The sequence below is a fragment of the Vibrio sp. Vb2960 genome, from assembly GCF_033337665.1.
Taxonomy (GTDB): domain Bacteria; phylum Pseudomonadota; class Gammaproteobacteria; order Enterobacterales; family Vibrionaceae; genus Vibrio; species Vibrio alginolyticus.
Genome location: NZ_JAWORD010000004.1, coordinates 61,544 through 84,853, shown reverse-complemented (window position 1 = coordinate 84,853; position 23,310 = coordinate 61,544). Strand labels below are relative to the sequence as shown.

The window sequence follows — 23,310 nt, the reverse complement described above, 5'->3', positions numbered from 1 at the left end:
CCGAGTTTTTCGTTTAAAGAGGGATGCATTGGTTATGCATGAACTCGATTCAGGAAGTTCAACAACATTTGGTTGACGAACTCCGGCTGTTCTAAACAACTGATGTGTCCCGCTTGCGGAATTTCTACCAACTCACTGCCTGTGATACAGTCTTTCATTAAATAAGATTCAAAAACTGGACGGGGTTTATCTTCACAGCCCACTGCAATTAACGTCGGCAGAGCAAATTTTTCCGAATCCTCAATCACATCCCGGCGACCAAACACCATGCGCCCTATGCGAGCTACTTCCACCGCACGCTCACCATTCAGGTCTTCTAAACTGCGTTTGAATGAAGCGACAAGTTTAGGGTTATCCTGATTGACGTTGTTGGCAAAGAACAGCGGCACAACGGCTTCAATAATTGGCGCAGGCACTGCTTGGACTTGGCTGATGGTATCAAGCATTGCAAAATACTTCTTATACGTAACTTCTGGCTCCCAGCCAATGAAGGTATCCATCAATACCAGTGACTTAACACGTTGCGGCGCTTGAGCCGTTAGCTCTGCTCCCCACATGCCGCCAACAGATAAGCCCACTATCGAGAACTCTTCGATATCTAAATGATCCATCAATGCCAACATATGTTGTGCATAGTCGGCCAATGACTGTGTCGATGCAGGTGCAGCGTCCGATTCACCATGTGCCCAAAGATCTGGCACAATACAACGGAATGACTGGCTTAAAACCTCAACTTGCGGCGCCCACATTTGGCTATCCCAAAGGTAACTATGACCAAATAGAAGCACAGGGCCCTCACCTTTATCTAGATAAGCAAGTTGCTGACCTTCAATTTCAAACTTATTCATTGTTATATCCATTTCTTATTCTTCCACGTCATCCTAGCACTGAAACAATAGCGAACTGCTCGCATCAGTCAGAATGTAAAACGAGGCGGTTCATTGAATAATTAAAAATAAAGGCCTCTGAGGAGCAGAGACCTTTATTACACAGAACCGGTTTCAAACCTACCGCATAAATTTGACTAAGCGACAGGTGTTAGTTGATCAATTGGCCAACGTGGACGAGCCTCTACTGACATATCAGCCACTTCGCCATTCTTCAAGCGCTGCATGCCTGCGTAAGCGATCATCGCACCGTTATCTGTACAGAACTCAGTACGTGGGTAGTAAACTTCGCCACCAACTTTCTTCGCTAACTTCTCTAACTCAGCTCGCAAACGACGGTTAGCACTAACACCACCAGCAATAACAATGCGTTTCATGCCTGTTTGCTCAAGCGCGCGCTTACATTTAATAGCCAACGTAGCACACACAGCCTCTTCAAATGCCAATGCGATGTCCGCGCGGGTTTGCTCGTCATCACCGTTTGCAGCAATCGTGTTAGCCGTAAAGGTTTTTAGACCAGAGAAACTCATGTCCAAACCTGGCACATTCGTCATTGGGCGTGGGAACTTAAAGCGGCCCGGTGTACCTTTTTCCGCCAGTTTAGATAATAGTGGACCGCCTGGGTAATCCAAACCCATTAGCTTCGCTGTTTTATCAAACGCTTCGCCCGCCGCATCATCAATCGACTCACCTAGAATTTTGTACTCACCGATGCCTCTCACTTCCACCATCATAGAGTGACCGCCCGATACTAATACCGCCACAAACGGGAACGGTGGAGGGTTATCTTCCAACATTGGGGCCAATAGGTGACCTTCCATATGATGAACAGGTACCGCTGGCACTCCCCAAGCATAAGCAATACTGCGACCGATAGTCGCACCCACTAATAGCGCCCCAACAAGACCAGGCCCTGCGGTATACGCGACACCATCGATGTCTTTTGAAGTTAAGTTCGCTTCTTTTAGTGCCTCTTTAATAAGAGGAATGGTTTTCTTTACGTGGTCACGTGAAGCCAACTCAGGCACCACACCGCCGTAATCTGCGTGCAGTTTTACTTGGCTGTATAGCTTGTGTGACAAGAGACCGTTTTCATCGTCATAAATTGCGATGCCAGTCTCGTCACAAGAGGTTTCAATACCAATAATGCGCATGGTTTTCTCAGTATGCTTTCTGTATAGAGGAAATTTGGGCGTCATATTACCTCGCCTTGGTGCTGCAAACAAATTTTGTACAGACAATAATCGACAAAAGGCTTTACAAAGTAGTTGTGATCGGATTAAAATTCCGCACCATTTTTGATCAAGCTGGTAAGAGACCTAACAATTGTGATTTGGTCTGTTGAATACCAGCGTTAACGAATAACCCCTGAGGTGAAAGGCATATGCCAGTAGTTAAAGTACGTGAAAACGAACCGTTCGACGTTGCTCTACGTCGTTTTAAGCGCTCTTGCGAAAAAGCAGGTATCCTTTCTGAAGTGCGTCGTCGTGAGCACTACGAAAAACCAACTACAGTTCGCAAACGCGCTAAAGCAGCAGCTCAAAAGCGTCACGCTAAGAAGCTAGCTCGTGAAAACGCTCGTCGCGTTCGCCTGTACTAATAACTGAGCTCCAAAAGGAATTTAGTTATGGCTCTGATTGATCAACTCAAAGAAGAGCAAAAATTAGCGATGAAAGCCAAGGACAAATTGCGCCTTGGTACTATTCGTTTAGCCCTATCAGCAATCAAGCAACGTGAAGTTGACGAACAGATTACTCTGAACGATGACGACATTCTTGCAGTATTGACCAAGATGGTTAAACAACGTCGCGACTCTGTAACGCAGTTTGAAGCAGCGGGTCGTCAAGATCTTGCTGATGCGGAACAAGCAGAAATTACCGTTCTTGAGGACTTTATGCCTCAACCACTGACAGACGAAGAAGTAGCGGCTCTCATCGAGAACGCGATTGCTGAATCTGGAGCAGCTGGCATGCAAGACATGGGCAAAGTAATGGGCGTTCTGAAACCGCAAATTCAAGGGCGTGCAGATATGGGTAAAGTAAGCGGTTTAGTTCGCGCTAAATTGGCTTAAGGTACCCCACCCAATTGCAGCAAGCCGTGCTATCCTTTGGAGCGCACGGCTTGTTTGTATCTGGATGGATGGAATGAAATCAATGGGCAATACGCTCATTCTTTTAAGGCATTCACTCCACTCATCATCTTCTTTTTTTGTTAGGTTTTATGGCTGGACACATCCCTCGCAGTTTTATCGATGACCTTCTAGCTCGACTTGATATTGTCGATATCATCGACGCACGTGTGAAACTTAAGAAAAAAGGCAAAAACTACGGCGCATGCTGCCCTTTCCACAACGAAAAGACACCCTCATTCAGTGTCAGTCAAGAAAAGCAGTTCTACCATTGTTTTGGTTGTGGCGCGCACGGAAATGCCATCGATTTTTTGATGGAATTCGACCGACTAGAATTCGTCGAAGCCATTGAAGAACTCGCTTCATACTTGGGTTTAGATGTTCCTCGAGAACAACGTGGCGGCGGTAATGGTTCGTTTCAGTCAGGCCCACAAGCAAGCAGCAGTGAAAAACGTAACCTATACGACTTAATGGGCAGCATTGCTCAATTTTATCGTAACCAACTCAAACAGCCAGCAAGTAAGGTGGCGATTGAGTATCTAAAAGATCGTGGCCTGTCTGGTGAAATCGTCCAGAAGTTTGGCATCGGCTATGTGGCTGATGAATGGGATTTAGTTCGTAAGAACTTTGGCCAGAATAAAGAAAACCAAGACATGCTCGTCACAGGCGGCATGTTGATTGAAAACGATAAAGGCAACCGCTACGACCGATTCCGTGGTCGAGTGATGTTTCCTATTCGAGACAGACGCGGCCGAGTAATAGGCTTTGGTGGTCGAGTATTAGGTGATGGGACACCAAAATATCTCAACTCACCCGAAACCCCGATATTTCATAAAGGTAAAGAGTTGTATGGCCTTTATGAAGTACTACAAGCGTATCGTGAGCCACCACAAATTTTAGTGGTTGAAGGCTATATGGATGTTGTCGCGCTTGCTCAATATGGCGTAGATTATTCCGTTGCCTCATTAGGAACCTCGACAACGGGCGATCACTTGCAGGTGTTATTCAGGCAAACAAGCACCGTCGTGTGTTGTTATGACGGTGACCGCGCAGGCCGTGAAGCCGCGTGGCGTGCCATGGAAAATGCATTGCCTTACCTAACGGATGGTCGCCAGTTAAAATTCATGTTTTTGCCGGATGGAGAAGATCCCGACTCTTATATCCGACAAAACGGAAAACAAGCATTTGAGCAGCAAGTGTCTAATGCGATGCCCTTGTCTGAATTCATGTTCAGCTCATTGACTCAGCAGGTCGACATGAGCACGAAAGAAGGCATGGCAAAACTGAGTACTCTTGCGGTTCCTCTCATTGATAAAGTCCCTGGCGGCACTTTAAGACTATACTTGAGAGAATTGCTTGGCCGCCGTTTGGGTTTGGTTGATGAACGCCAACTACAGCAGCTAATTTCAAAACAAGGTAAAGAGGATAAAAGGCCTCAACCTCATAAAGAAATCAAGCGAACGCCGATGCGAGAAGTGATCGCGTTACTGATTCAAAACCCACAATACGTAAGTATGGTGCCAGATCTAACTAGCGTTAGAGATTTGCCCATTCCTGGTCTAAGTTTATTTGTTGATGTACTTGATAAATGCCAAGCGCATCCCCATATCAACACAGGCCAATTATTAGAGCATTGGCGAAACAGCCAAAATGAGACCCTTCTGTCTCGTCTCGCGAGTTGGGACATTCCACTCGATGAGGACAACCAAGAAGAAATCTTTTTAGACTCACTGGATAAAATTATTGCCCAGTGCGTAGAAAAACAAATTGAAAACCTGCAGGCCAAAGCAAGAAGTGTCGGTTTATCAGCCGAAGAGAAAAGGGAGCTGCTAGCACTTATGCTAGATTTAAAAGCGTAACCCTGTTTAATTAGTCAGCAACGATTTAATTTGTTATAGTAAGTGGTTTGCATTTCGCATACTGATTCCTTCACCAGATTACGAAGTTGGATACCGTCTATGGATCACAATCCGCAGTCACAGCTAAAGTCACTTGTTATTAAAGGCAAGGAACAAGGCTATCTGACCTACGCCGAAGTAAATGACCACCTACCTGCTGAAATCGTAGATTCAGAACAGGTAGAAGACATCATTCAGATGATCAACGACATGGGCATTAAGGTAGTAGAAACTGCTCCTGATGCTGATGATTTAGCACTGAACGATGACACAAATATTACCGATGAAGATGCAGCCGAAGCTGCAGCCGCTGCACTTTCTAGCGTAGAGAGTGAGATTGGTCGTACAACAGACCCAGTACGTATGTACATGCGTGAGATGGGTACTGTCGAACTTCTAACTCGCGAAGGCGAAATCGACATCGCAAAACGTATTGAAGAAGGTATTAACCAAGTTCAATCGTCTGTTGCTGAATACCCAGGCACAATTCCGTACATTCTTGAGCAATTTGACAAAGTTCAAGCTGAAGAACTACGTCTTACAGACCTAATTTCAGGTTTTGTAGATCCAGATGCTGACGACACCGCTGCACCAACGGCAACACACATCGGTTCTGAACTGACTGAATCTCAGTTAGAAGAAGAAGACGATGAAGACGTTGATGACGACGAAGATAGCGATGACGATTCAGATGATTCTGAAGAAGATGTAGGTATCGATCCAGAATTAGCGCTAGAGAAATTCAACCAACTACGCAGCACCTATCAAAATCTTCAATTAGCAATCAACGAGTACGGCTATAACAGCCCGAAAGCAACCGTTGCTAATGAAATGATGCTAGACGTATTCCGCGAGTTTCGTCTAACGCCTAAACAGTTTGATCACCTAGTGAATGAACTGCGTACTGCTATGGATCGCGTTCGTACACAAGAGCGTCTGATCATGAAGTCAGTGGTTGAATACGGCAAAATGCCGAAGAAATCATTCATCGCGCTGTTCACTGGTAATGAATCAAGTGAAGCTTGGCTGGATGAAGTTCTTGCTTCAGACAAGCCATACGCTGAAAAGATCAAACGTAACGAAGAAGAAATCCGTCGTTCAATCGCTAAGCTAAAAATGATTGAAGAAGAGACTTCTCTAAACGTACAGAACATTAAAGACATCAGCCGTCGTATGTCTATCGGTGAAGCAAAAGCTCGCCGTGCGAAGAAAGAGATGGTTGAAGCGAACTTGCGTCTTGTAATTTCTATCGCGAAGAAATACACCAACCGTGGCCTACAGTTCTTGGATCTGATCCAGGAAGGTAACATCGGTCTGATGAAAGCGGTAGATAAGTTCGAATATCGTCGTGGTTACAAGTTCTCGACTTACGCAACGTGGTGGATCCGTCAGGCAATCACTCGTTCAATCGCGGACCAAGCACGTACGATTCGTATCCCGGTACACATGATCGAAACGATCAACAAGCTAAACCGTATTTCTCGTCAAATGTTGCAAGAGATGGGTCGCGAGCCACTACCGGAAGAACTGGCAGAGCGCATGCAAATGCCAGAAGACAAGATTCGTAAAGTTCTAAAAATCGCTAAAGAGCCTATCTCAATGGAGACACCAATCGGTGACGACGAAGATTCGCATCTAGGTGATTTTATCGAAGATACAACGCTAGAACTTCCGCTAGATTCTGCAACAGCAACTAGCCTTAAAGTGGCAACAAAAGACGTGCTTGCAGGTCTAACACCACGTGAAGCGAAAGTACTTCGTATGCGCTTTGGTATTGACATGAACACTGACCATACTCTAGAAGAAGTTGGTAAGCAGTTCGACGTTACTCGTGAGCGTATCCGTCAGATCGAAGCAAAAGCACTACGTAAACTTCGTCACCCAAGCCGCTCAGAGACTCTGCGCAGCTTCCTAGACGAATAATCGCAGCACATACAAGCTTTTAGAAATCAAAAAAGGTGACTTTAGGTCACCTTTTTTATTATCTACTGTTCTAAGTGGATAAAAACTAAGCGCAATTGCCCTAGTTGGTATCTAGACACCTTGCAACGCTTCCCCTATAATCGTTGTCCTATTAAGGCCCCTTAGCTCAGTGGTTAGAGCAGTCGACTCATAATCGATTGGTCCGCAGTTCAAGTCTGCGAGGGGCCACCATATTCCGAAAGGCGTAGCAGGTTAATACCTACTACGCTTTTTTTGTATCTTATATCTTTGGGTACAGTTGCGGTAACTCGTCACTAACCTCGTAATAGCTTTTCCTCTTCCCCTTTTCTTTAACTATTATCTGGCTTTCTATATGTAGCAATGAAACAAAATGTCCGCTCGTGATTTAAACCATTGACCCTCAGACAACTTCTGATAGGATGGACATATAAACGTATGGACGTCTAAAATAAAAAATGGAGCTACAATGAAAAGTATTGGTCACTTAAAGAAACTAGCTTTGATTCTCACGGCAGTAGTCGGCTTAAGCGCTTGTGGAGAAAAAGATGACTCTGTCATTAAAGTGGGCGCGACAGTTGGACCACATGCACAAGTAGTCGAGGCGGTAGCGAAGGAGGCAGCGAAGCAAGGTTTGAATGTCGAAGTCATTGAGTTTTCTGACTACGTGACACCTAATGCCGCTCTTAGCGATGGTAGCATCGATATTAATAGCTATCAGCACCAGCCATTTTTAGACAACTTCAACAGTAGCCATAACGCCCAATTAGTATCAATTGGTCAGTCCATTCTTATGCGTATGGGGCTTTATTCCAATAAGTATCGCTCACTGCAAGAGCTTCCAAACAATGCACGTATAGCGCTTCCAAATGACCCTACCAACGGTGGTCGTGGTCTGTTGCTACTCGCCGATGCAGGTTTAATTGAGCTGAAACAGGGTGTTGGCCATAAAGCCGCCCTAACTGATATCACAAAAAACGCAAAATCATTTGAATTTGTCGAGGTAGATGCCGCTCAGCTACCAAGAACATTAGATGATGTGGACGCGGCTGCGATTACAATGAACTACGTAATGTCTTCTGGTTTAGATCCGAAGAAACAAAGTATCTATCTTGAAGCAAAAGACGCCCCATTAGCAGTCATGGTCATCGCCACTCGTGACGCAGACAAAAATAATGAAGCGTATAAAAAGTTCGTTTCTATTTATCAATCTCAAGCGATTCGTGATTATCTCGATCGCACTTTCAAAGGCACAATCGAAGCAGCTTTTTAATCAATAAAGCAGCGAATACTTTGCCCCACGAATCAGATAGAAAAGAGGCTAATGTTTTCTCATAGCCTCTTCTTTTCATTACTCACTAAATCGACTCATTGTCGACTTTCAGCCTCTAACTTCATTGCCAAATAAGCTTGGTCAGCAGAAACCAATTCAGGACGGTTAATCAACTTCCAGAGGAAGTATGGTGGGATTAAAAATACGATGAAGTAGAGAGATTCATGGAAGAAAACATCGGCTATCGTTTGCTGATGCTCCAAAAGTGCCGTCAGTGCAAAGAGCTCTAACATCACGCCTAATACGCCAAAGACGACAGAGACAACAATCGCTAAACCCAGTAGTTCTCTAATAAAGTGCTTGTATGCCATGATACTAATTCCTTCTAGCAATAAGTCATACTAACTTACGCTCATAAGAAAGAAGCCAGCTTGACTATCATCAAACTCCCCTCATCACAGTTAAGAACTTAGTTTTATAAAAAAGGACTTGTATATAGCACCATTGAAGATTGACCTCTCTATCACAATACAATGACATCATTTCTCGACTTTGAGACTAGCCTTTTACATTTATCAGCAGTGTAAACAAGAGGTCATAATGAAAAAATATACCTATCCTTTACTTGCTATCTCAGGTGGTCTTTTATTGACGGGCTGCGGTAGCGACGACTCTTCATCCGATACAGAAGCAGCCACTTTTTCTCTCAGCGTTTCCGATGCTCCTGTCGACGATGCCAACAAAGTCGTTTTAGCGTTTCAAGATGTTGTCCTTGTACCATTTGACCCTGAAACTGGCGAGCAAACTGGAGAACACATTCTGTTAGATGCTAGTGACAATGGAGCACTACACCAAGTTGATCTAATGGAATATCAGGGAAGCAACGCTAAAACGATCATTCACGAACAGGACATCGCTCCTGGTGATTATGCTATGTGTGTGTACGCTAAAGACGGCAAACAATTAAACGATACAACACTGTCATACGTAGAGAAGACAGACGGCAACATCAAAGGCTTAGTTGTACCTAGCCGAGGCAGCTGTTTTGGTTTTAAACCAGATACGAGCGATCAAGGTCGCTTAAAGTTTTCGCAAAATGGTCAGTATGTAAAAGTTCATACTGGTCATAATAGCTATGTTGTCGAGTTTGACTTACGCAAAGGTCTGGCGGATCCAACAGGCAAAGATTACATGAACATGAACTCTAATGCGGTAAGCTTAGTAAACGCATCAGAATCAGGTCATATCGGTGGTGAAGTCAGTGAAATTCAGTATCAAGCGTGTGAAGCAGACAGTGCAGCATCAAATGCAATAAATGACGTTCCTGCCGTTCACTCTGTTTACCTATATGCAGGTTCAATGGATCGCTCAACCATGGGCGATATGGGTGCGACAGATCCACTCAACGCGCCAGTTGCGGTAGCTAACGTGAATGAATCGCAAGACGAAGAAGGTAATACAACCTACAGCTACGAGTTTGGTTACATCGGCCCGGGTACTTACAGCATTGGCTACACATGTACTGCGTATATTGATACGCCAGACGCTCATGAAACTTCAGAAGACGGTTTCTTGATTTACCAGCACTACACGCCAGTTGATGTTGTCGAGGCAGAGCTGACAACTCAGGACATTAATCCAATTCTTTAAGTCACCACATTAAAAAAGCCGCTCGTACTGAGCGGCTTTTTACTTAGTCAGAAAGGTAATATTGAACCGTCGATACCACTCGGACTTTTTTAATGTAAGGCGTGTTGCTGTCTCGGTCATAAATCGAGAACTGCCCTTGAGTTGCACGTTTGATCTTACCCAGTGAACTCTGTGAGTCTTTCGCAAATTTCTCAGCCACTTCACGCGCATTCTTAGTCGCTTCTTCGATCATGTCTGGCTTCACATCATTCAGCTTAGTAAAGCTGTACTCAACACGATTTGCATAAGGATCTTGGTTAAGCAAAACGCCTTGTTTTCCTAACTCACCTATTTCATTGATTGCCGCTCGAACAACATCAACACTCTGGCTGTAAACCGTAACGGTTCGCGAGGCCAAATAACGATACTCAATGTCTTGCTCGCTCCCATATTGCTGTGCTTTTCTGTCAATGACCGCTGGGGAAGAGAGGGAAACGCTGGTTTCAGGAAGCCCTTTGGCAGTTAGAAAGTCCAAAATCAAACGGGTTTGCTGGTCAATTTCATCAAACATGGCCCCCATATCATTACTCGCTAGAGTAAATTGAATCGGCCAAATCACCGTATCAGCAGGATACTCACGCTCCGACAAACCTTTTACTGTCACGACTCTTTCATAGGCTCGGTATTTCACCGCCGTCTGCTGCATAAAATAGCCAAGGATGCCAAGACCAAGTATCAAACTTAGCCCAATCCAAAGTGCTGCTTTATTGGAAACTCGTTCCATTATTTCCCCCTGATAAATATCAACTTAGCTTAATCTTTGTTCTAGATAAGATAGCCTATCTATTATTTTAAGAGGGAGACATAACGCGAGTTTTGATTCATAGCACAGTGATATACCGTTTTCTTTAGTCAATAAAGCTTCATTGGTTTGTCACCAAAGGCTCATGCTTTTGCCTCTTAACTGTCATCTGTAATTTCTACTATCCAATCAGCAACTTGTACGCTGAGGTAAATATGGATAGTTCAACCCCTTTTCGTCTCCCTCGTAAAACGCCGTTTGGCATTGGTGAAAACGTTGCTGAATGGGCAACCGGTTTAAACCAACTTGATAAGTTCTACGCCCAACGCCCCGTTAATGCCGATACCAAAACTTTTCTCCGCTTCACGCTGGATATCTTAGGTATCGATTATCGCATTGCTCATGGTTCACTCGACTCAGTACCTAAACAAGGAGCTACCGTCATTGTGGCGAACCACCCGCTTGGTTGTGTGGAAGGCGTCATCTTGGCCGAACTCTTGTTGATGGTACGAGACGATATCCAAATTCTAGCCAATCAATACCTGAAAACCGTACCAGAGTTAGATCAGCTCTTCATTGGTGTCGATGTGTTTGAAGGAAAAGACGCCGTCAAATCGAATATGAAGGCCCTCAGAGCGGCTAATAAACACCTCGCAAGTGGCGGCTTATTGCTTGTCTTTCCTGCCGGTGAGGTTTCCCAGTTAGTCGATGCCAAACAGCAACGCTTGGAAGATAAAGCGTGGAGTCGAAGCGTAAGTAGCCTAATCCGCAAAAACAAAGCAACGACAGTTCCAGTATTCATCAGTGGTCAGAACTCGAAACGCTTCTATATGGCAGGGAGAATCCATCCACTTTTGCGCACCCTACTGCTTGGGCGAGAACTGCTGAACAAACAGGCGCAAACCATCAACTTATCCTTTGGCCAAGCGATAAAATTTAAAGAGCTGAACACACTTAGCGATGATCAAGTGGTGAACTATTTGCGGCTCAACACTTACTTACTCAATCGTGAAATCCAATCGGTGAAGCCCTCTTCCTCATCAGAACGGCTCTCACCAATAGCGGCAGGGTTACCCGTGGGCGAATTGCTTGAAGAACTGAACAACTTATCAAAAGAGTCCAAGCTGCTAACAAGTGGTGAGTTCGATGTTTACTGCACGGAGTCGCAGAATATCCCTTCCCTACTGCATGAAATTGGTCGTCTACGTGAGCTCAATTTTCGACAAGTTGGCGAAGGGACGGGACTAGCAATAGACATTGACCATTTCGATCATGATTACCTGCATCTGTTTGTGTGGGACAGAGAGAATCAATGCTTGGTGGGCGCGTATCGTTTAGGTCTGGTTGATCAACTGATTGAAAAGCGCGGCGTAGCAGGTCTGTATTCACGAACGTTGTTTAACTATGACCAACGCTTTATCGACCAAATGGGTAAATCCATTGAGATGGGGCGCTCTGTGATTGCACAGCAATATCAAAAGAGCATGAGCGCGCTACTGCTGCTGTGGAAAGGCATCGCAACGTTCGTGCATCAAAACCCAGATTACACTCACCTATTTGGTCCGGTAAGCATTAGCAACGATTATAGCGATACTGCACGTCAATTACTGGCTCAATCAATGACACTGCACCACTACGACAACAATTGCGCAGAGTACGTCACACCTTCTAACCCACTTCCTGAGCACCACCGTGACTGGAACACCAGCATGCTCACTGCTCTGGGTGATTTACAGCTATTGTCACGTGTCATTGCCAGAATCGATGAAGGGAAAGGAGTGCCCGTTTTGCTGCGTCAGTACTTAAGCCTCAATGGCAAGCTGGTATGCTTCAACGTCGACCCTGCATTCAATAACGCTCTAGATGGATTGATTATGGTGGATTTGCGCGATGTTCAAGAAAAGACGTTGGCAAGGTATATGGGACGCGAGCAAGCTCATGACTACCTCGTCTATCATACTAATAGCAACGATGATTAAGAACAGTGATTAAGTAGAGAGTTGGGAATCACAAGAAGAACCGTGTGGCGACTCTCTTTATTTACCCTTTCATCAACTAATTAGGCGTGCTCCGTGAAGTGCGCCGGAAAGACTCTTATAGATACAATCTATCGAAAGATCTAGATAGCATTTATCTCACCAATTCCGTCACAAACTTTCACAAAAAACAAAAACAGATCCAAGTCACAATTTAAATCTAACACAACTCAACACAAAACGTGACATTGATCATCGCAAGTATTTAATTCGAATTTCAAAAAAAATCAAAAGTGATCAAAGTCACAAAGTATTTTGATTTTAATTTTGTCATAAGATCGGATTGATCACTAAGATTTTTATTGACAGATTTGAAAGTGGCTTTTTGTTATTAAGTTACAAGTTAATAAGTTGAACTTGGTCACTTAAAAACCGTTTCTCAGCCTAAGAAATGCGGGCGTAGATCACAAAAAACCCGTTGTCAGTTCCAATTGGAAAATGTGTGGTAAATTGATTGGGTACTAAGCAATCAAACAAACGGTTTTGGCGAACCGTTTACTACAACAAGATTCATCAGAACATCGAACGGGGAATTGTTATGATATCACCAGATGCCAAGATCAAGATACAAAATTTTGGTCGTTTTCTGTCAAACATGGTAATGCCAAACATCGGCGCGTTTATCGCGTGGGGCTTTATCACTGCTCTATTTATCCCAACTGGATGGCTACCAAACGAAACGTTAGCCTCTATGGTTGGCCCAATGATTACCTACTTGCTGCCACTACTTATCGGTTACACCGGTGGTAAATTAGTTGGTGGCGATCGTGGTGCGGTAGTCGGTGCAATCACAACAATGGGTGTGATTGTCGGCACAGACATCCCAATGTTTATGGGGGCAATGATGGTCGGCCCAATGGGCGGCTGGGCTATCAAGAAATTCGATAACTACATCGATGGTAAAGTAAAAAGTGGCTTCGAGATGTTGGTTAACAACTTCTCTGCGGGCATCATCGGCATGCTATGTGCGATCCTTGCTTTCATCTTTATCGGTCCATTCGTAAAAATTCTTTCTGGTGGCTTGGCGGCCGGCGTTAACTTCCTAGTTTCTGCTCACCTACTACCACTGACTTCAATCTTCGTTGAACCTGCGAAGATCCTTTTCCTAAACAATGCGATCAACCACGGTATTTTCTCTCCACTGGGTATCCAGCAAGCGTCTGAAACAGGTCAGTCGATCTTCTTCCTAATCGAAGCAAACCCAGGTCCTGGTCTAGGTATCCTGCTAGCTTACATGGTGTTTGGTAAAGGTACGGCTCGTCAAACTGCAGGTGGTGCATCAATCATCCACTTCTTCGGCGGTATCCACGAGATTTACTTCCCATACATCCTAATGAACCCTCGCCTAATCCTTGCGGCTATCGCAGGTGGTATGACTGGCGTATTCGTTCTAACTATCTTTAACGCAGGTATTGTTTCTCCAGCATCACCAGGTTCAATCTTTGCAATCTTGTTGATGACTCAGAAAGGCTCAATCGTTGGTGTTCTAGCGTCTATCGCAGCAGCAACAGGCGTGTCATTCGCCGTAGCAGCACTGCTAATGAAGACTCAAACGTCAACAGAAGAAGACGGTGATGAAGCAGCACTAGAAAAAGCAACATCACAAATGAAAGACATGAAATCTGCATCTAAAAACGATGCGGTGGTAAACAGCCAAAGCAAAGGTGACGTAGACCTAGCGACAGTACAAAGCATCATTGTCGCTTGTGATGCGGGCATGGGCTCGAGTGCAATGGGCGCGAGCATGCTACGCAAAAAGGTTCAAGACGCAGGTCTGAACATCCACGTAACCAACCTTGCCATTAACAGCTTACCAGAGAGTGCAGATATCGTGATTACTCATAAAGACTTAACGGATCGTGCACGTAAGCATGCTCCAAACGCACACCACATTTCATTGACTAACTTCCTAGACAGCGAGATGTACAACCAGCTAGTCACCAAACTACTAGCAGCGCAAAACCAATCCGCAGCCAATGACGACCAAATGGTAAAAGTTTCGCTCGTGGCAGCAAACGACGACAACTTCGAGCCACAGCAAACGTCGGTGTTCCAAATCCAGCGTGAAAACATTCACCTAGGTTTGAAAGCTGCCAACAAAGAAGAAGCGATTCGCTTCGCGGGCAACAAGTTGGTCGAACTTGGCTACGCAGAACCAGAATACGTAGACGCGATGTTTGAGCGTGAAGCATTGGTTCCAACTTACCTAGGCGAATCTATCGCAGTGCCTCACGGCACGGTAGAAGCGAAAGACCGCGTGAAGAAAACCGGCATTGTAATCTGCCAATACCCATCGGGTATCCAATTTACTGAAGACGACGATGATGTAGCGAAACTGGTTATCGGCATTGCCGCTAAGAACGATGAGCACATCCAGGTGATTACCACCATTACGAACGCGCTCGATGAGCCGGAGGCAATTGAGAAGCTAACCAGCACCAACGATGTGGAAGAGATTCTGAACATCCTTGGCGGTCAACAAGCGGCTTAATTACCCCTTTAATTTGCTCCTGAGGCAAATGAGGTCAGCTGTCACCCCCTATGCGGTTGGCCTCCCCCTAGTTTCGTAAGTCAACATTTTAGACATTGGTAGGTAAGAATTATGAAAAACGCAGTTCATTTTGGCGCAGGTAACATTGGTCGTGGCTTCATCGGAAAACTCTTAGCAGATGCAGAAGTCGAGGTCACATTTGCAGACGTTGACGCTCCACTCGTCGACCAACTGAGTCACAAGCAAGAATACAAAGTAAAAGTGGTCGGTACTGAGTGCCAAATCGACACAGTAACTCACGTCACCGCGGTAAACTCAGCCAGTGAAGATGTCATTGACCGCATTGTAAAAACCGACTTGGTCACAACAGCGGTTGGCCCTAACGTACTGGACATCATTGCAAAAACCATCGCTACCGGCATTGCTAAGCGCTTTGCAGCAGGTAACGATAAGCCATTGAACATCATCGCGTGTGAAAACATGGTTCGTGGCACCACACACCTAAAAGGTGAAGTGTACAAACACTTGGATGAATCATTGCACGCGAAAGCAGACGAATTGGTTGGCTTTGTCGATTCAGCGGTAGACCGCATCGTGCCACCAGCAGAAGCAGCGAACGATGACCCACTAGAAGTGACGGTAGAGAGCTTTAGCGAATGGATTGTGGATGAGCAGCAATTCAAGGGCGAAATCCCTGACATAGCTGGCATGGAAAGAACCAACAACCTAATGGCATTCGTAGAACGCAAGCTATTCACTCTCAATACAGGCCACTGCATTACCGCTTACCTAGGTTGCTTGAAAGGCCATCGCACCATTCGTGAAGCAATTGAAGACCCTAGCATTCACGCTGAAGTAAAACAGGCGATGCAAGAGAGTGGTGAAGTGCTGATCAAACGCTACGGCTTCGACCGTGACATGCACAACGCCTACATCGAGAAGATTTTAGGACGCTTTGCCAACCCATACTTAGTGGATGAGGTGGATCGCGTAGGTCGTCAACCAATTAGAAAATTGGGTGCAAACGATAGATTAGTGAAGCCTTTACTCGGTACAATTGAGTATGGCACTGAAAATAAAACACTTTTGAAAGGCATTGCCGCTGCGTTGAAGTACACTAACGACACCGACCCACAAGCCGTAGAGCTGCAAACCTCATTAAAAGAAGTGGGTGTGAAGAAGACGCTAGCGACATACACAGGTCTTGCAGAAGACAGTGATGAAGTGGCTCAAATCGAGACACTTTACAACCAACTTTGATTTACCTAGGGGAGCTTGGCTCCCCTTCTATGTCCTTCTCTGCTTGAAGAGTTGGGATAGCTAATAATTAGAAATGTATTCAGTATATGGCAGATAACATCAACGAAACCGAGATCATTGAGCGATTAAACAGCGCACCATCGGTACGAGGCTTTTTCATTGCAGCAGTCGACGTTTTTAACGATTCGATCGACGGGTTGGTGCAAAGAATCTTTCGTAAAGATAACTTCGCTGTTCAATCGGTTGTCGGTCCGCTGCTACAAGACTCTGGACCGCTGGGCGATCTATCTGTTCGTTTGAAGTTATTGTTTGGCTTGGGAGTGCTCCCCGATGACATTTACCACGACATCGAAGACATCATCAAACTCAAAAACCAACTCAATAGTGACGCTTCAGATTACGAATTCACTGACCCGAATATTCTAGAACCAATTAAGAAACTGCACTTGGTGAAGAAAATGGGCATGGTGCAACTGGAAGTCAGCGAACCAGATGACGACATCGACCTTGAGTTTTATCAGCTACAGCTGCAACGTCAACAACAAATCATTAAGTCAGGGCTCTCACTTGCCATTGTCGAGATTTGCAATGAGCTCGGCAAAGACAGCCCTTTTTAATCGAAAAACTGGCAAGGAAGCCTCCTCAACTCGCCCCTCTTTTTGCACATTCTTCTATACAACGTGCGTGAAAGCCATCACAGTCCATATTCCGATGTCTCTGTAACATCAGACCAATCTATCGCTAGTATTGAAACGGGATCGCATGCTTTCAATCGAAGACACTAAAACTAAGTGGGAGTTTTTCCAGAAACACCACTGGGTATCTCCAGAATTTTCCCGCACTCCCGTCCTCGAGTCGTGGGAGCGTTGCATAAAGCAATGCAGCCCTTACACCTGGTCAAAGCCACATATTGCCTCTGGATTTACCTTCTCATCTCTGATGAAACGCAACGAGCACCTCATCGAATGCGCCACGACCGTACTTGAAGACACTTACGACATGCTAGGGGACGAAGACCTGCTATTGATGGTAACCGATGGCAACGGCTGTATTCTCTCCACCGTCGGGCACGACTCTATGCGACAAGAGATGCAAACGCTCGGCATAAAACAAGGCTGTTTTCTCTCCGAAGGAAAGATAGGCACAAATGCAGTCAATCTCTGTATCAATACTCATATCCCGTGTGAAGTTTTTGCTGCCGAACATTTCAATCGCCACTTGCACTCTTATGCCTCTGTAGCTGCGCCTGTTTTTGACCAATTTGGAAAATTACGCGGTACAACATGCCTTTTCAGAAAAGCGGAAAGCTATAAGAAAGAAGACTTAGTCATCATCGCGTCGAGCGCGAAAGAAGTCAGCTTGCAAATCCACATTCAGTCGGAACAAGAAAACATGAACCGCCTCACTTGTGCGCATAACGCAACGTTAGAGTGCATGGATGACGGCCTTCTAGCGTGGGATGAAGAAAATCGCATCACCATGGTAAATCACCAGTCCGAGCGTTTGTTAAACATTGAAGCCAGTCAGGTCTTGGATAAAGAAGTCTTTTCTGTTTTGCGCTTCCCACCGAATGTCCTTACTAGTATTGAGTCAGGTGCGAGCATCAACCGAAAACTCACAACGGTAGAGGTTCGTGGCGAGTTTGTTGAGGCGATCATCACCTTGCGTCCACTCAACGACGGCACACACTTATTGTTCTTGCACCCTATCGATAAAATTCGCGAACTTGCTCAACAACAAATAGGTGGCAGTGCGCGCTATACGTTCAGCACTTTGCCCGTCATTTCACGAAAAATGAAGCATGTCATTACCGTGGCAAAACGGGCCATAAAGTCAAAATCACCGATTCTAATTACAGGTGAAGAAGGCGTAGGAAAAGCCACTCTCGCCATGGCGATTCATAACGAAAGCGCCTACAAAGAAGGACCATTCATTACGCTCAACTGCCGCTCCATCAATACAGAGCAACTGGTCAAAGAAACCCTGGGGTACGACGAAGGGCAAGGCATGCCTTCAAAGTTTGAGCTCGCCCATGGCGGTACGCTCTTTTTAGAAAAGGTGGAATATCTGTCGCCCGATTTACAAGCCGTGCTACTTAAGTTGTTAAAAACTGGGCTCGTCAGCCGCAGCGACAGTTTGCGATTGATCCCCGTAGATTTTCAACTTATTACCAGCACCGCTTCAGAGATCAGCGAGTATGTCACTCAGCGCTCATTTGGTCGGCAACTTTATTATGAAATCTCCTCGAACGAGCTGCATATTCCACCACTACGAAAGCGTAAAGAAGACATTGAATTTCTCGTCCAGCAACTTATCAGCCATTATGAACGCCGCCACAATGTGACGATCTCGATAGAGCCAGTCGCACTGGAAGCGTTGATGAATTTTCGTTGGTCAGGCAACAACTCTGAATTAAGAAATCGAACTGAGCGAATTTTGCTTAACCGCAGTTCCAACTTAATCAAGCTGAACGATATTCCTGAAGACATTAAACTGAATTCTCGCCATACCGCAGAAAATACGCCAGTAATCACGTTAGAAGAAGCCGAGAGAAGAGCTATTGTTCAGGCTTGGAATCAGTGTGATGGCAAAATGCATGATATGGCGAAAGCATTGCAAATTGGCCGCACGACCTTATGGAGAAAAATTAATAAGTTTGGGCTGCAGGAGCAAATGAAACTGTATTAAGTCGTGAATTGGCGTTCCTATAACAAAAGTAAAACCGGCGTAAGCACGCCGGTACAGATGTACTAACGATACGGTTTCGATTAAACATCGACAGACAACTGACGAATCTGCGCTTTTAGTCCCGGGAGCATACTTGAACTGGCGCTGAATTTTCGCAACCCCACGCGAAGCAATGTTTCTGTGGCATTTGGATCGCCAGCCATCTCACCACACATACTAACCGGTATGCCCGCGCGATCGCCTGCTGCACACGTGAGCTCAATGGCTTTTAGTACCGATGGTTCAAAGTAGTTCACCAATTCAGCAACAGCGGCGTTACCTCGATCGGCGGCCATAACATATTGAGTCAAATCATTGGTGCCGATAGAGAAAAAGTCGACTTCTTGGGCTAACGCATCAGCATTTAACACCGCGGCTGGTACCTCAATCATAATACCAACGGGCAAATGAGTCGCATCCAAGCCGAGTTGGTTTGCTTGATGCGCCAACAGCACTTTTACTTTTCTCACTTCTTCAACCTGAGCCACCATCGGTATCATCAATTGAATATTCGGTTGCTCGTGAAAGGCTCTCAGAATGGCTCGAAGTTGAGCGGTAAACAATGACTCATGTTGAAGGCACAACCGCACCCCTCTCAAACCTAAAAATGGATTATCTTCTGCTGGCATAGGATAAGCGGCTAAAGGCTTATCACCGCCAACATCTAGACTACGAATCGTAAGTGGCTTATCACCAAGTGCGGCTGCAATATCACGATACACTTGGTATTGCGCTTCCTCAGTCGGCAACTCATCACTGTTTTGAAATAGAAACTCAGTCCGAAATAGACCAACGCCCTCAGCTCCTGATGTTAGTGCATCATCAATATCTTTCGGTCCACCAATATTGGCGAGTACTGGAATATGGACACCATCACAGGTGACTGCGGCTTGCTGAGCACTCGCTAATGCACGTTGTCGGATGCTTTGCCACTCAATTTGCTGAGCTTCTAATTCCTGCTGTACGGCATCTGAAGGAGAGAACCATAAATGCCCTCGGAAGCCATCAATAGTCACCACTTGACCAGCACGCACAGCATCAAGGCAGCCCTGAGCTTTAACGATGGCAGGAATCCCCATCGCACGAGCAAGAATCGCACTGTGAGAGGTTTTCCCTCCCTCACTCAAACAGATACCAAGCACTTTCGATTTATCAAGCCCGGCCACATCAGAAGGCATCAGGTCGCGGGCCAACAAAATACTCGGTTCCTGAATGTCGATGGCATTAGGCGTTACGCCTGTCATTTCGACCATAACTTGGCGTGCTATATCATGCACATCTGCTTCGCGTTCCCGCATGTACTGACTTTCTTCCTGGCGAAACTCTTCGGCCAACGTTTGCAGTGATTCTACCCAAGCTTGCTCGGCTATCATGCCCGTTTGAATTCGCGACTCGACCGATGCCCATAATTCTGGGTCACTGAGCATCATGCTATGAGCGGAAAATATTTCCCCTTTCGGCAGCTTCGCTTGCTCCTGCAAGTGTTGAAAAACCACGCCTATCGCACGCTTAACCCGTTCAATTTCATCTTGTTCACTTTGGAAATCACGTTCAGGCACTGCTGGCATTTCATGAGTAAAAAGGACAGCAGGAGCAGTAGCGATACCGTCATTGACTCGAATACCAACAACAGCACCTTCAATCTGATTTGAGGCCATGCCATCGAGCAGAGTATCTGAACTTTCTTCAGGTTCGATAATGCCTTGCTCAACCGCCTCTTTTTCTCCGAAGTGCTCACTAGTTAAGGCTTCAAATGCCTTGATTGCTTCACTGGATTGAGGTCCAAGTGCGCATAAGGTGATCGTCTCTTGACTACGAACGCCAAGTTTCGCAATGCTGTTCAAGCTTTTCGCGTTCACACGGCGCTCGCCTTTTTTCAACCATAATTGGCAGTCGAAAGGCGCGAGTGCACCAACAATGGCCGCAGCGGGACGAGCATGTAATCCATGCGGATTTTGCACTACCCAATCAAATGTCCGTTCTTGCTCAAAGTTTTCTGATACTGGCGCTATCTCAGCGGATGTTAGTGGCTGATCACCAAGATGCTCTCGTTTTACGCTTAACGCATTCTGTGCCTCTTCGACTACCGTCGATAAAGGTAGCCCGGCAGCAGCAGCCACCGACGCCGCCATGGTCCCTTCAACAATAGGTGCCGAGATAAGGGTGACATTTTCCCTCACATGATCATCAATCAGATCCAGAGCCATTTCCGTGCTAAGCAACGCGCTGCCAAGATCCATCAACACAACAACCCCTTGTTGATCTTGTACCTGCTCAATCGCTTCCATCACGGCAATGGCATCGGTTCCGATCGGGTTCTCTGGATCATCAATCCCAGCAGCAATCGCAAGCTTGGCTTTGCCTTGCGTCATTTGGGTGGCAAGTTCGGCCACCCCTTCTGCAAGGCGACGACTATGAGATACAACTACAATTCCCACCATCTTAATTACCTGCTATTGCCTGCTGTAGTACTTTAATCATTAACAAAGAAGAGGTTGCACCGGGATCTTGGTGACCAATACTACGTTCCCCCAGATAGCTTGCTCGCCCTTTTTTCGCCAACATTTCAATCGTGGCAACCGCGCTCGTTTCTGCTAGTTCAACCATTTCATTCAGTAAGTGATCGGCGCTCATGCCATTTTCTAACGACGCCTTCACGCTAACTAAAACGGGTAACCAAACATCACACATGGTTTTATCACCCAGTTCCGCTTTACCACGAGACACCACGCCATCCACACCGCTTTTTAGTGCATCCACCAACTCTTCAAACGTTAGTTGCTCTCGGGTTCCGACAGCGGCAGCCGTGCGAATAAACAGCGTGCCATACAGCGGGCCACTTGCCCCACCGACACTAGAAAGCAAGGTCATGCCCGTATTCTTGAGAATGCTGCCGATATTTTGGTCCGCAAATTGCGGCAGTTTTTCAGCAACTTTTTTAAAGCCACGGTTCATATTGAGACCGTGGTCGGCGTCACCAATATCACGATCAAGGTCGGTCAGAAAATCTTGATTCTCTTGATACGTTTTTGCACATAACTCTAGCCAGTGAACGATATGTTGTTTTTCAATTTGCATGTTTGCTCCCCCTGTTACCACTTGATCGCGGCCGTATCGACAGGAGCATCAAACAGCTCCAACATCTCTTTGTCTGCCTTCAGCAACGTAATCGAAACGCCTTCCATATCAAGTGACGTACAGAAGTTGCCAACCATATTACGTACGATACGGAACCCTGCTTGCTCGCAGTTATGAGCCAGACGGCGGTACACTCCGTAAAGCTCTGAAGTTGGCGTACCACCCATACCATTCACCATCACGATGTAGTCGTGTTCAGCGGCGAAAGGCTCAATGCTGGATTCCACTTCATCCCATTCACCTTCGTCACGATTCCAAATACGCAATGTGCGCTGATAAGGCGTGTTTTCAGCAACTTCAGCAAACATTTCATCCACTAACGTATCGACATCGGTGTATTTCACTCGCTTGATACCTGGTTCACCATGGATACCAACACCAAACTCAACTTCATCATCTTCCAGAACAAAAGATGGTTTACCCGCCGCTGGTACAACACAAGCATTAAGTGCCACACCAAATGAACGACAGTGATTATTCACGCGACGAGCCAGTGCTTCACATTGCTCCAGCGAATAACCTTTGTTCGCGGCAGCCCCAACTAACTTTTCAACCAATACCGTTCCAGCAACGCCACGGCGACCAGCGGTGTATAGGCTGTCTTTGACTGCAACATCGTCATCCACCAACACCGACCCAACTTTGATACCATCGGTATGAAGGAGCTCCACGGCCGTTTCAAAGTTCAATACGTCTCCGGTGTAGTTTTTAATGATAAATAGCACGCCTTCACCAGTATTCACTTGGTTGCCACATTCGTACATTTGATCAGGTGTAGGTGAAGTAAATACCTCACCAGGACAGGCGCCTGTCAGCATGCCTTTACCAATAAAACCAGCGTGCAAAGGTTCATGACCACAGCCACCACCAGAAACCAGTGCCACTTGCCCCGGCGTTTCCTCGTGCCACATGTAACGAGGCTCGTAGTTCGCTTTTAGCTCAGGGCGGGACAATGCCAGGCCTTCCATTTGCTGCAATACAACATCATCAACGTGGTTAATTAACTTTTTCATCGTTCTATCTCATTCCATTTATATTTTTATGTAGGGTATGAATTCATCTTAAACAGAGAAAAAGCGTGCTCAACAAAAATCAATCCG

Annotated in this window: 18 protein-coding genes and 1 tRNA gene; 12 read left to right on the top strand and 7 right to left on the bottom strand. The window is 45.7% G+C overall.

All coding sequences use genetic code 11. From position 1 onward, the window contains the following. Positions 1 to 32 precede the first annotated feature (32 nt). Together R7O03_RS04830 and tsaD are read right to left on the bottom strand one after the other, a co-directional pair. Positions 33 to 848: an alpha/beta fold hydrolase gene (locus R7O03_RS04830; RefSeq protein ID WP_065274166.1), complete on the bottom strand. Its 816-nt coding sequence runs from the start codon at positions 846 to 848 to the stop codon at positions 33 to 35. A gap of 176 nt (positions 849 to 1,024) precedes the next feature. Further along, a complete protein-coding gene (tsaD, locus tag R7O03_RS04825) occupies positions 1,025 to 2,041 on the bottom strand; it encodes a tRNA (adenosine(37)-N6)-threonylcarbamoyltransferase complex transferase subunit TsaD (RefSeq protein WP_005379854.1) in 1,017 nt (338 codons plus the stop codon). 230 nt (positions 2,042 to 2,271) lie between these two features. On the opposite strand from tsaD, the gene rpsU reads away from it, so the two are divergent. The 6 genes from rpsU to R7O03_RS04795 all read left to right on the top strand — a co-directional run bounded on the left by rpsU (position 2,272) and on the right by R7O03_RS04795 (position 8,127). Continuing rightward, entirely contained in the window at positions 2,272 to 2,487 is a 216-nt protein-coding gene (gene rpsU, locus R7O03_RS04820) for a 30S ribosomal protein S21 (protein WP_001145625.1), read from the top strand. Positions 2,488 to 2,514: 27 nt separating this feature from the next. Beyond that, the gene (locus tag R7O03_RS04815) at positions 2,515 to 2,958 is read left to right on the top strand and encodes a GatB/YqeY domain-containing protein (protein WP_054574265.1); all 444 of its coding nucleotides are present in this window, start codon (positions 2,515 to 2,517) and stop codon (positions 2,956 to 2,958) included. Between the two features lie 149 nt (positions 2,959 to 3,107). After that, positions 3,108 to 4,874: a DNA primase gene (gene dnaG / locus R7O03_RS04810; protein WP_054576656.1), complete on the top strand. Its 1,767-nt coding sequence runs from the start codon at positions 3,108 to 3,110 to the stop codon at positions 4,872 to 4,874. Between the two features lie 99 nt (positions 4,875 to 4,973). Next, entirely contained in the window at positions 4,974 to 6,836 is a 1,863-nt protein-coding gene (gene rpoD, locus R7O03_RS04805) for an RNA polymerase sigma factor RpoD (RefSeq protein ID WP_005395986.1), read from the top strand. 155 nt (positions 6,837 to 6,991) lie between these two features. After that, positions 6,992 to 7,067 (top strand) — tRNA-Ile (locus R7O03_RS04800). A 256-nt stretch (positions 7,068 to 7,323) separates the two neighbouring features. Next, positions 7,324 to 8,127 (top strand): MetQ/NlpA family ABC transporter substrate-binding protein, encoded by an 804-nt coding sequence (locus tag R7O03_RS04795; RefSeq protein ID WP_017633488.1) that lies wholly within the window; start codon positions 7,324 to 7,326, stop codon positions 8,125 to 8,127. Between the two features lie 95 nt (positions 8,128 to 8,222). Here the strand turns inward: R7O03_RS04795 and R7O03_RS04790 are convergent, their stop codons facing one another. After that, positions 8,223 to 8,498 (bottom strand): D-fructose-6-phosphate amidotransferase, encoded by a 276-nt coding sequence (locus tag R7O03_RS04790; RefSeq protein WP_213970540.1) that lies wholly within the window; start codon positions 8,496 to 8,498, stop codon positions 8,223 to 8,225. Positions 8,499 to 8,727: 229 nt separating this feature from the next. Between R7O03_RS04790 and R7O03_RS04785 the strand changes: the two genes are divergently transcribed. Continuing rightward, the gene (locus R7O03_RS04785) at positions 8,728 to 9,777 is read left to right on the top strand and encodes a DUF4382 domain-containing protein (protein ID WP_318131550.1); all 1,050 of its coding nucleotides are present in this window, start codon (positions 8,728 to 8,730) and stop codon (positions 9,775 to 9,777) included. A 43-nt stretch (positions 9,778 to 9,820) separates the two neighbouring features. Here R7O03_RS04785 and R7O03_RS04780 read toward each other — a convergent pair whose 3' ends face one another. Next, entirely contained in the window at positions 9,821 to 10,540 is a 720-nt protein-coding gene (locus R7O03_RS04780; RefSeq protein WP_054576654.1) for an SIMPL domain-containing protein, read from the bottom strand. A 233-nt stretch (positions 10,541 to 10,773) separates the two neighbouring features. Between R7O03_RS04780 and R7O03_RS04775 the strand changes: the two genes are divergently transcribed. From R7O03_RS04775 to dhaR, 5 genes are all read left to right on the top strand, one after another. Further along, positions 10,774 to 12,537: a lysophospholipid acyltransferase family protein gene (locus R7O03_RS04775; protein WP_318131549.1), complete on the top strand. Its 1,764-nt coding sequence runs from the start codon at positions 10,774 to 10,776 to the stop codon at positions 12,535 to 12,537. Positions 12,538 to 13,132: 595 nt separating this feature from the next. Then, a complete protein-coding gene (locus tag R7O03_RS04770; protein WP_005379710.1) occupies positions 13,133 to 15,085 on the top strand; it encodes a PTS mannitol transporter subunit IICBA in 1,953 nt (650 codons plus the stop codon). 111 nt (positions 15,086 to 15,196) lie between these two features. Next, positions 15,197 to 16,345 (top strand): mannitol-1-phosphate 5-dehydrogenase, encoded by a 1,149-nt coding sequence (locus tag R7O03_RS04765; protein ID WP_053306863.1) that lies wholly within the window; start codon positions 15,197 to 15,199, stop codon positions 16,343 to 16,345. 86 nt (positions 16,346 to 16,431) lie between these two features. Next, positions 16,432 to 16,962, top strand: a complete 531-nt coding sequence (locus R7O03_RS04760; RefSeq protein WP_005379708.1) for an MltR family transcriptional regulator — start codon at positions 16,432 to 16,434, stop codon at positions 16,960 to 16,962. 145 nt (positions 16,963 to 17,107) lie between these two features. After that, positions 17,108 to 19,033, top strand: a complete 1,926-nt coding sequence (gene dhaR / locus R7O03_RS04755) for a dihydroxyacetone kinase operon transcriptional regulator DhaR (RefSeq protein WP_054728466.1) — start codon at positions 17,108 to 17,110, stop codon at positions 19,031 to 19,033. 80 nt (positions 19,034 to 19,113) lie between these two features. Here the strand turns inward: dhaR and ptsP are convergent, their stop codons facing one another. Genes ptsP through dhaK form a run of 3 tightly spaced genes read right to left on the bottom strand, consistent with a single transcriptional unit; the run spans position 19,114 to position 23,223 of the window. Next, positions 19,114 to 21,513 (bottom strand): phosphoenolpyruvate--protein phosphotransferase, encoded by a 2,400-nt coding sequence (ptsP, locus tag R7O03_RS04750; protein ID WP_318131548.1) that lies wholly within the window; start codon positions 21,511 to 21,513, stop codon positions 19,114 to 19,116. A gap of 1 nt (position 21,514) precedes the next feature. Next, positions 21,515 to 22,150 (bottom strand): dihydroxyacetone kinase subunit DhaL, encoded by a 636-nt coding sequence (gene dhaL / locus R7O03_RS04745; RefSeq protein ID WP_213903651.1) that lies wholly within the window; start codon positions 22,148 to 22,150, stop codon positions 21,515 to 21,517. A gap of 14 nt (positions 22,151 to 22,164) precedes the next feature. Continuing rightward, entirely contained in the window at positions 22,165 to 23,223 is a 1,059-nt protein-coding gene (gene dhaK, locus R7O03_RS04740) for a dihydroxyacetone kinase subunit DhaK (protein WP_213970544.1), read from the bottom strand. Between the last annotated feature and the right edge of the window lie 87 nt (positions 23,224 to 23,310).

Coding starts and splice junctions, on each gene's coding strand:
- dhaR (WP_054728466.1), top strand. CDS start 17,108: ATGCTTTCAATCGAAGACACTAAAACTAAGTGGGAGTTTTTCCAGAAA.
- dhaK (WP_213970544.1), bottom strand. CDS start 23,223: ATGAAAAAGTTAATTAACCACGTTGATGATGTTGTATTGCAGCAAATG.
- R7O03_RS04830 (WP_065274166.1), bottom strand. CDS start 848: ATGAATAAGTTTGAAATTGAAGGTCAGCAACTTGCTTATCTAGATAAA.
- dhaL (WP_213903651.1), bottom strand. CDS start 22,150: ATGCAAATTGAAAAACAACATATCGTTCACTGGCTAGAGTTATGTGCA.
- ptsP (WP_318131548.1), bottom strand. CDS start 21,513: ATGGTGGGAATTGTAGTTGTATCTCATAGTCGTCGCCTTGCAGAAGGG.
- R7O03_RS04775 (WP_318131549.1), top strand. CDS start 10,774: ATGGATAGTTCAACCCCTTTTCGTCTCCCTCGTAAAACGCCGTTTGGC.
- R7O03_RS04815 (WP_054574265.1), top strand. CDS start 2,515: ATGGCTCTGATTGATCAACTCAAAGAAGAGCAAAAATTAGCGATGAAA.
- R7O03_RS04780 (WP_054576654.1), bottom strand. CDS start 10,540: ATGGAACGAGTTTCCAATAAAGCAGCACTTTGGATTGGGCTAAGTTTG.
- R7O03_RS04760 (WP_005379708.1), top strand. CDS start 16,432: ATGGCAGATAACATCAACGAAACCGAGATCATTGAGCGATTAAACAGC.
- R7O03_RS04790 (WP_213970540.1), bottom strand. CDS start 8,498: ATGGCATACAAGCACTTTATTAGAGAACTACTGGGTTTAGCGATTGTT.
- tsaD (WP_005379854.1), bottom strand. CDS start 2,041: ATGCGCATTATTGGTATTGAAACCTCTTGTGACGAGACTGGCATCGCA.
- rpsU (WP_001145625.1), top strand. CDS start 2,272: ATGCCAGTAGTTAAAGTACGTGAAAACGAACCGTTCGACGTTGCTCTA.
- R7O03_RS04795 (WP_017633488.1), top strand. CDS start 7,324: ATGAAAAGTATTGGTCACTTAAAGAAACTAGCTTTGATTCTCACGGCA.
- R7O03_RS04770 (WP_005379710.1), top strand. CDS start 13,133: ATGATATCACCAGATGCCAAGATCAAGATACAAAATTTTGGTCGTTTT.
- R7O03_RS04765 (WP_053306863.1), top strand. CDS start 15,197: ATGAAAAACGCAGTTCATTTTGGCGCAGGTAACATTGGTCGTGGCTTC.
- rpoD (WP_005395986.1), top strand. CDS start 4,974: ATGGATCACAATCCGCAGTCACAGCTAAAGTCACTTGTTATTAAAGGC.
- dnaG (WP_054576656.1), top strand. CDS start 3,108: ATGGCTGGACACATCCCTCGCAGTTTTATCGATGACCTTCTAGCTCGA.
- R7O03_RS04785 (WP_318131550.1), top strand. CDS start 8,728: ATGAAAAAATATACCTATCCTTTACTTGCTATCTCAGGTGGTCTTTTA.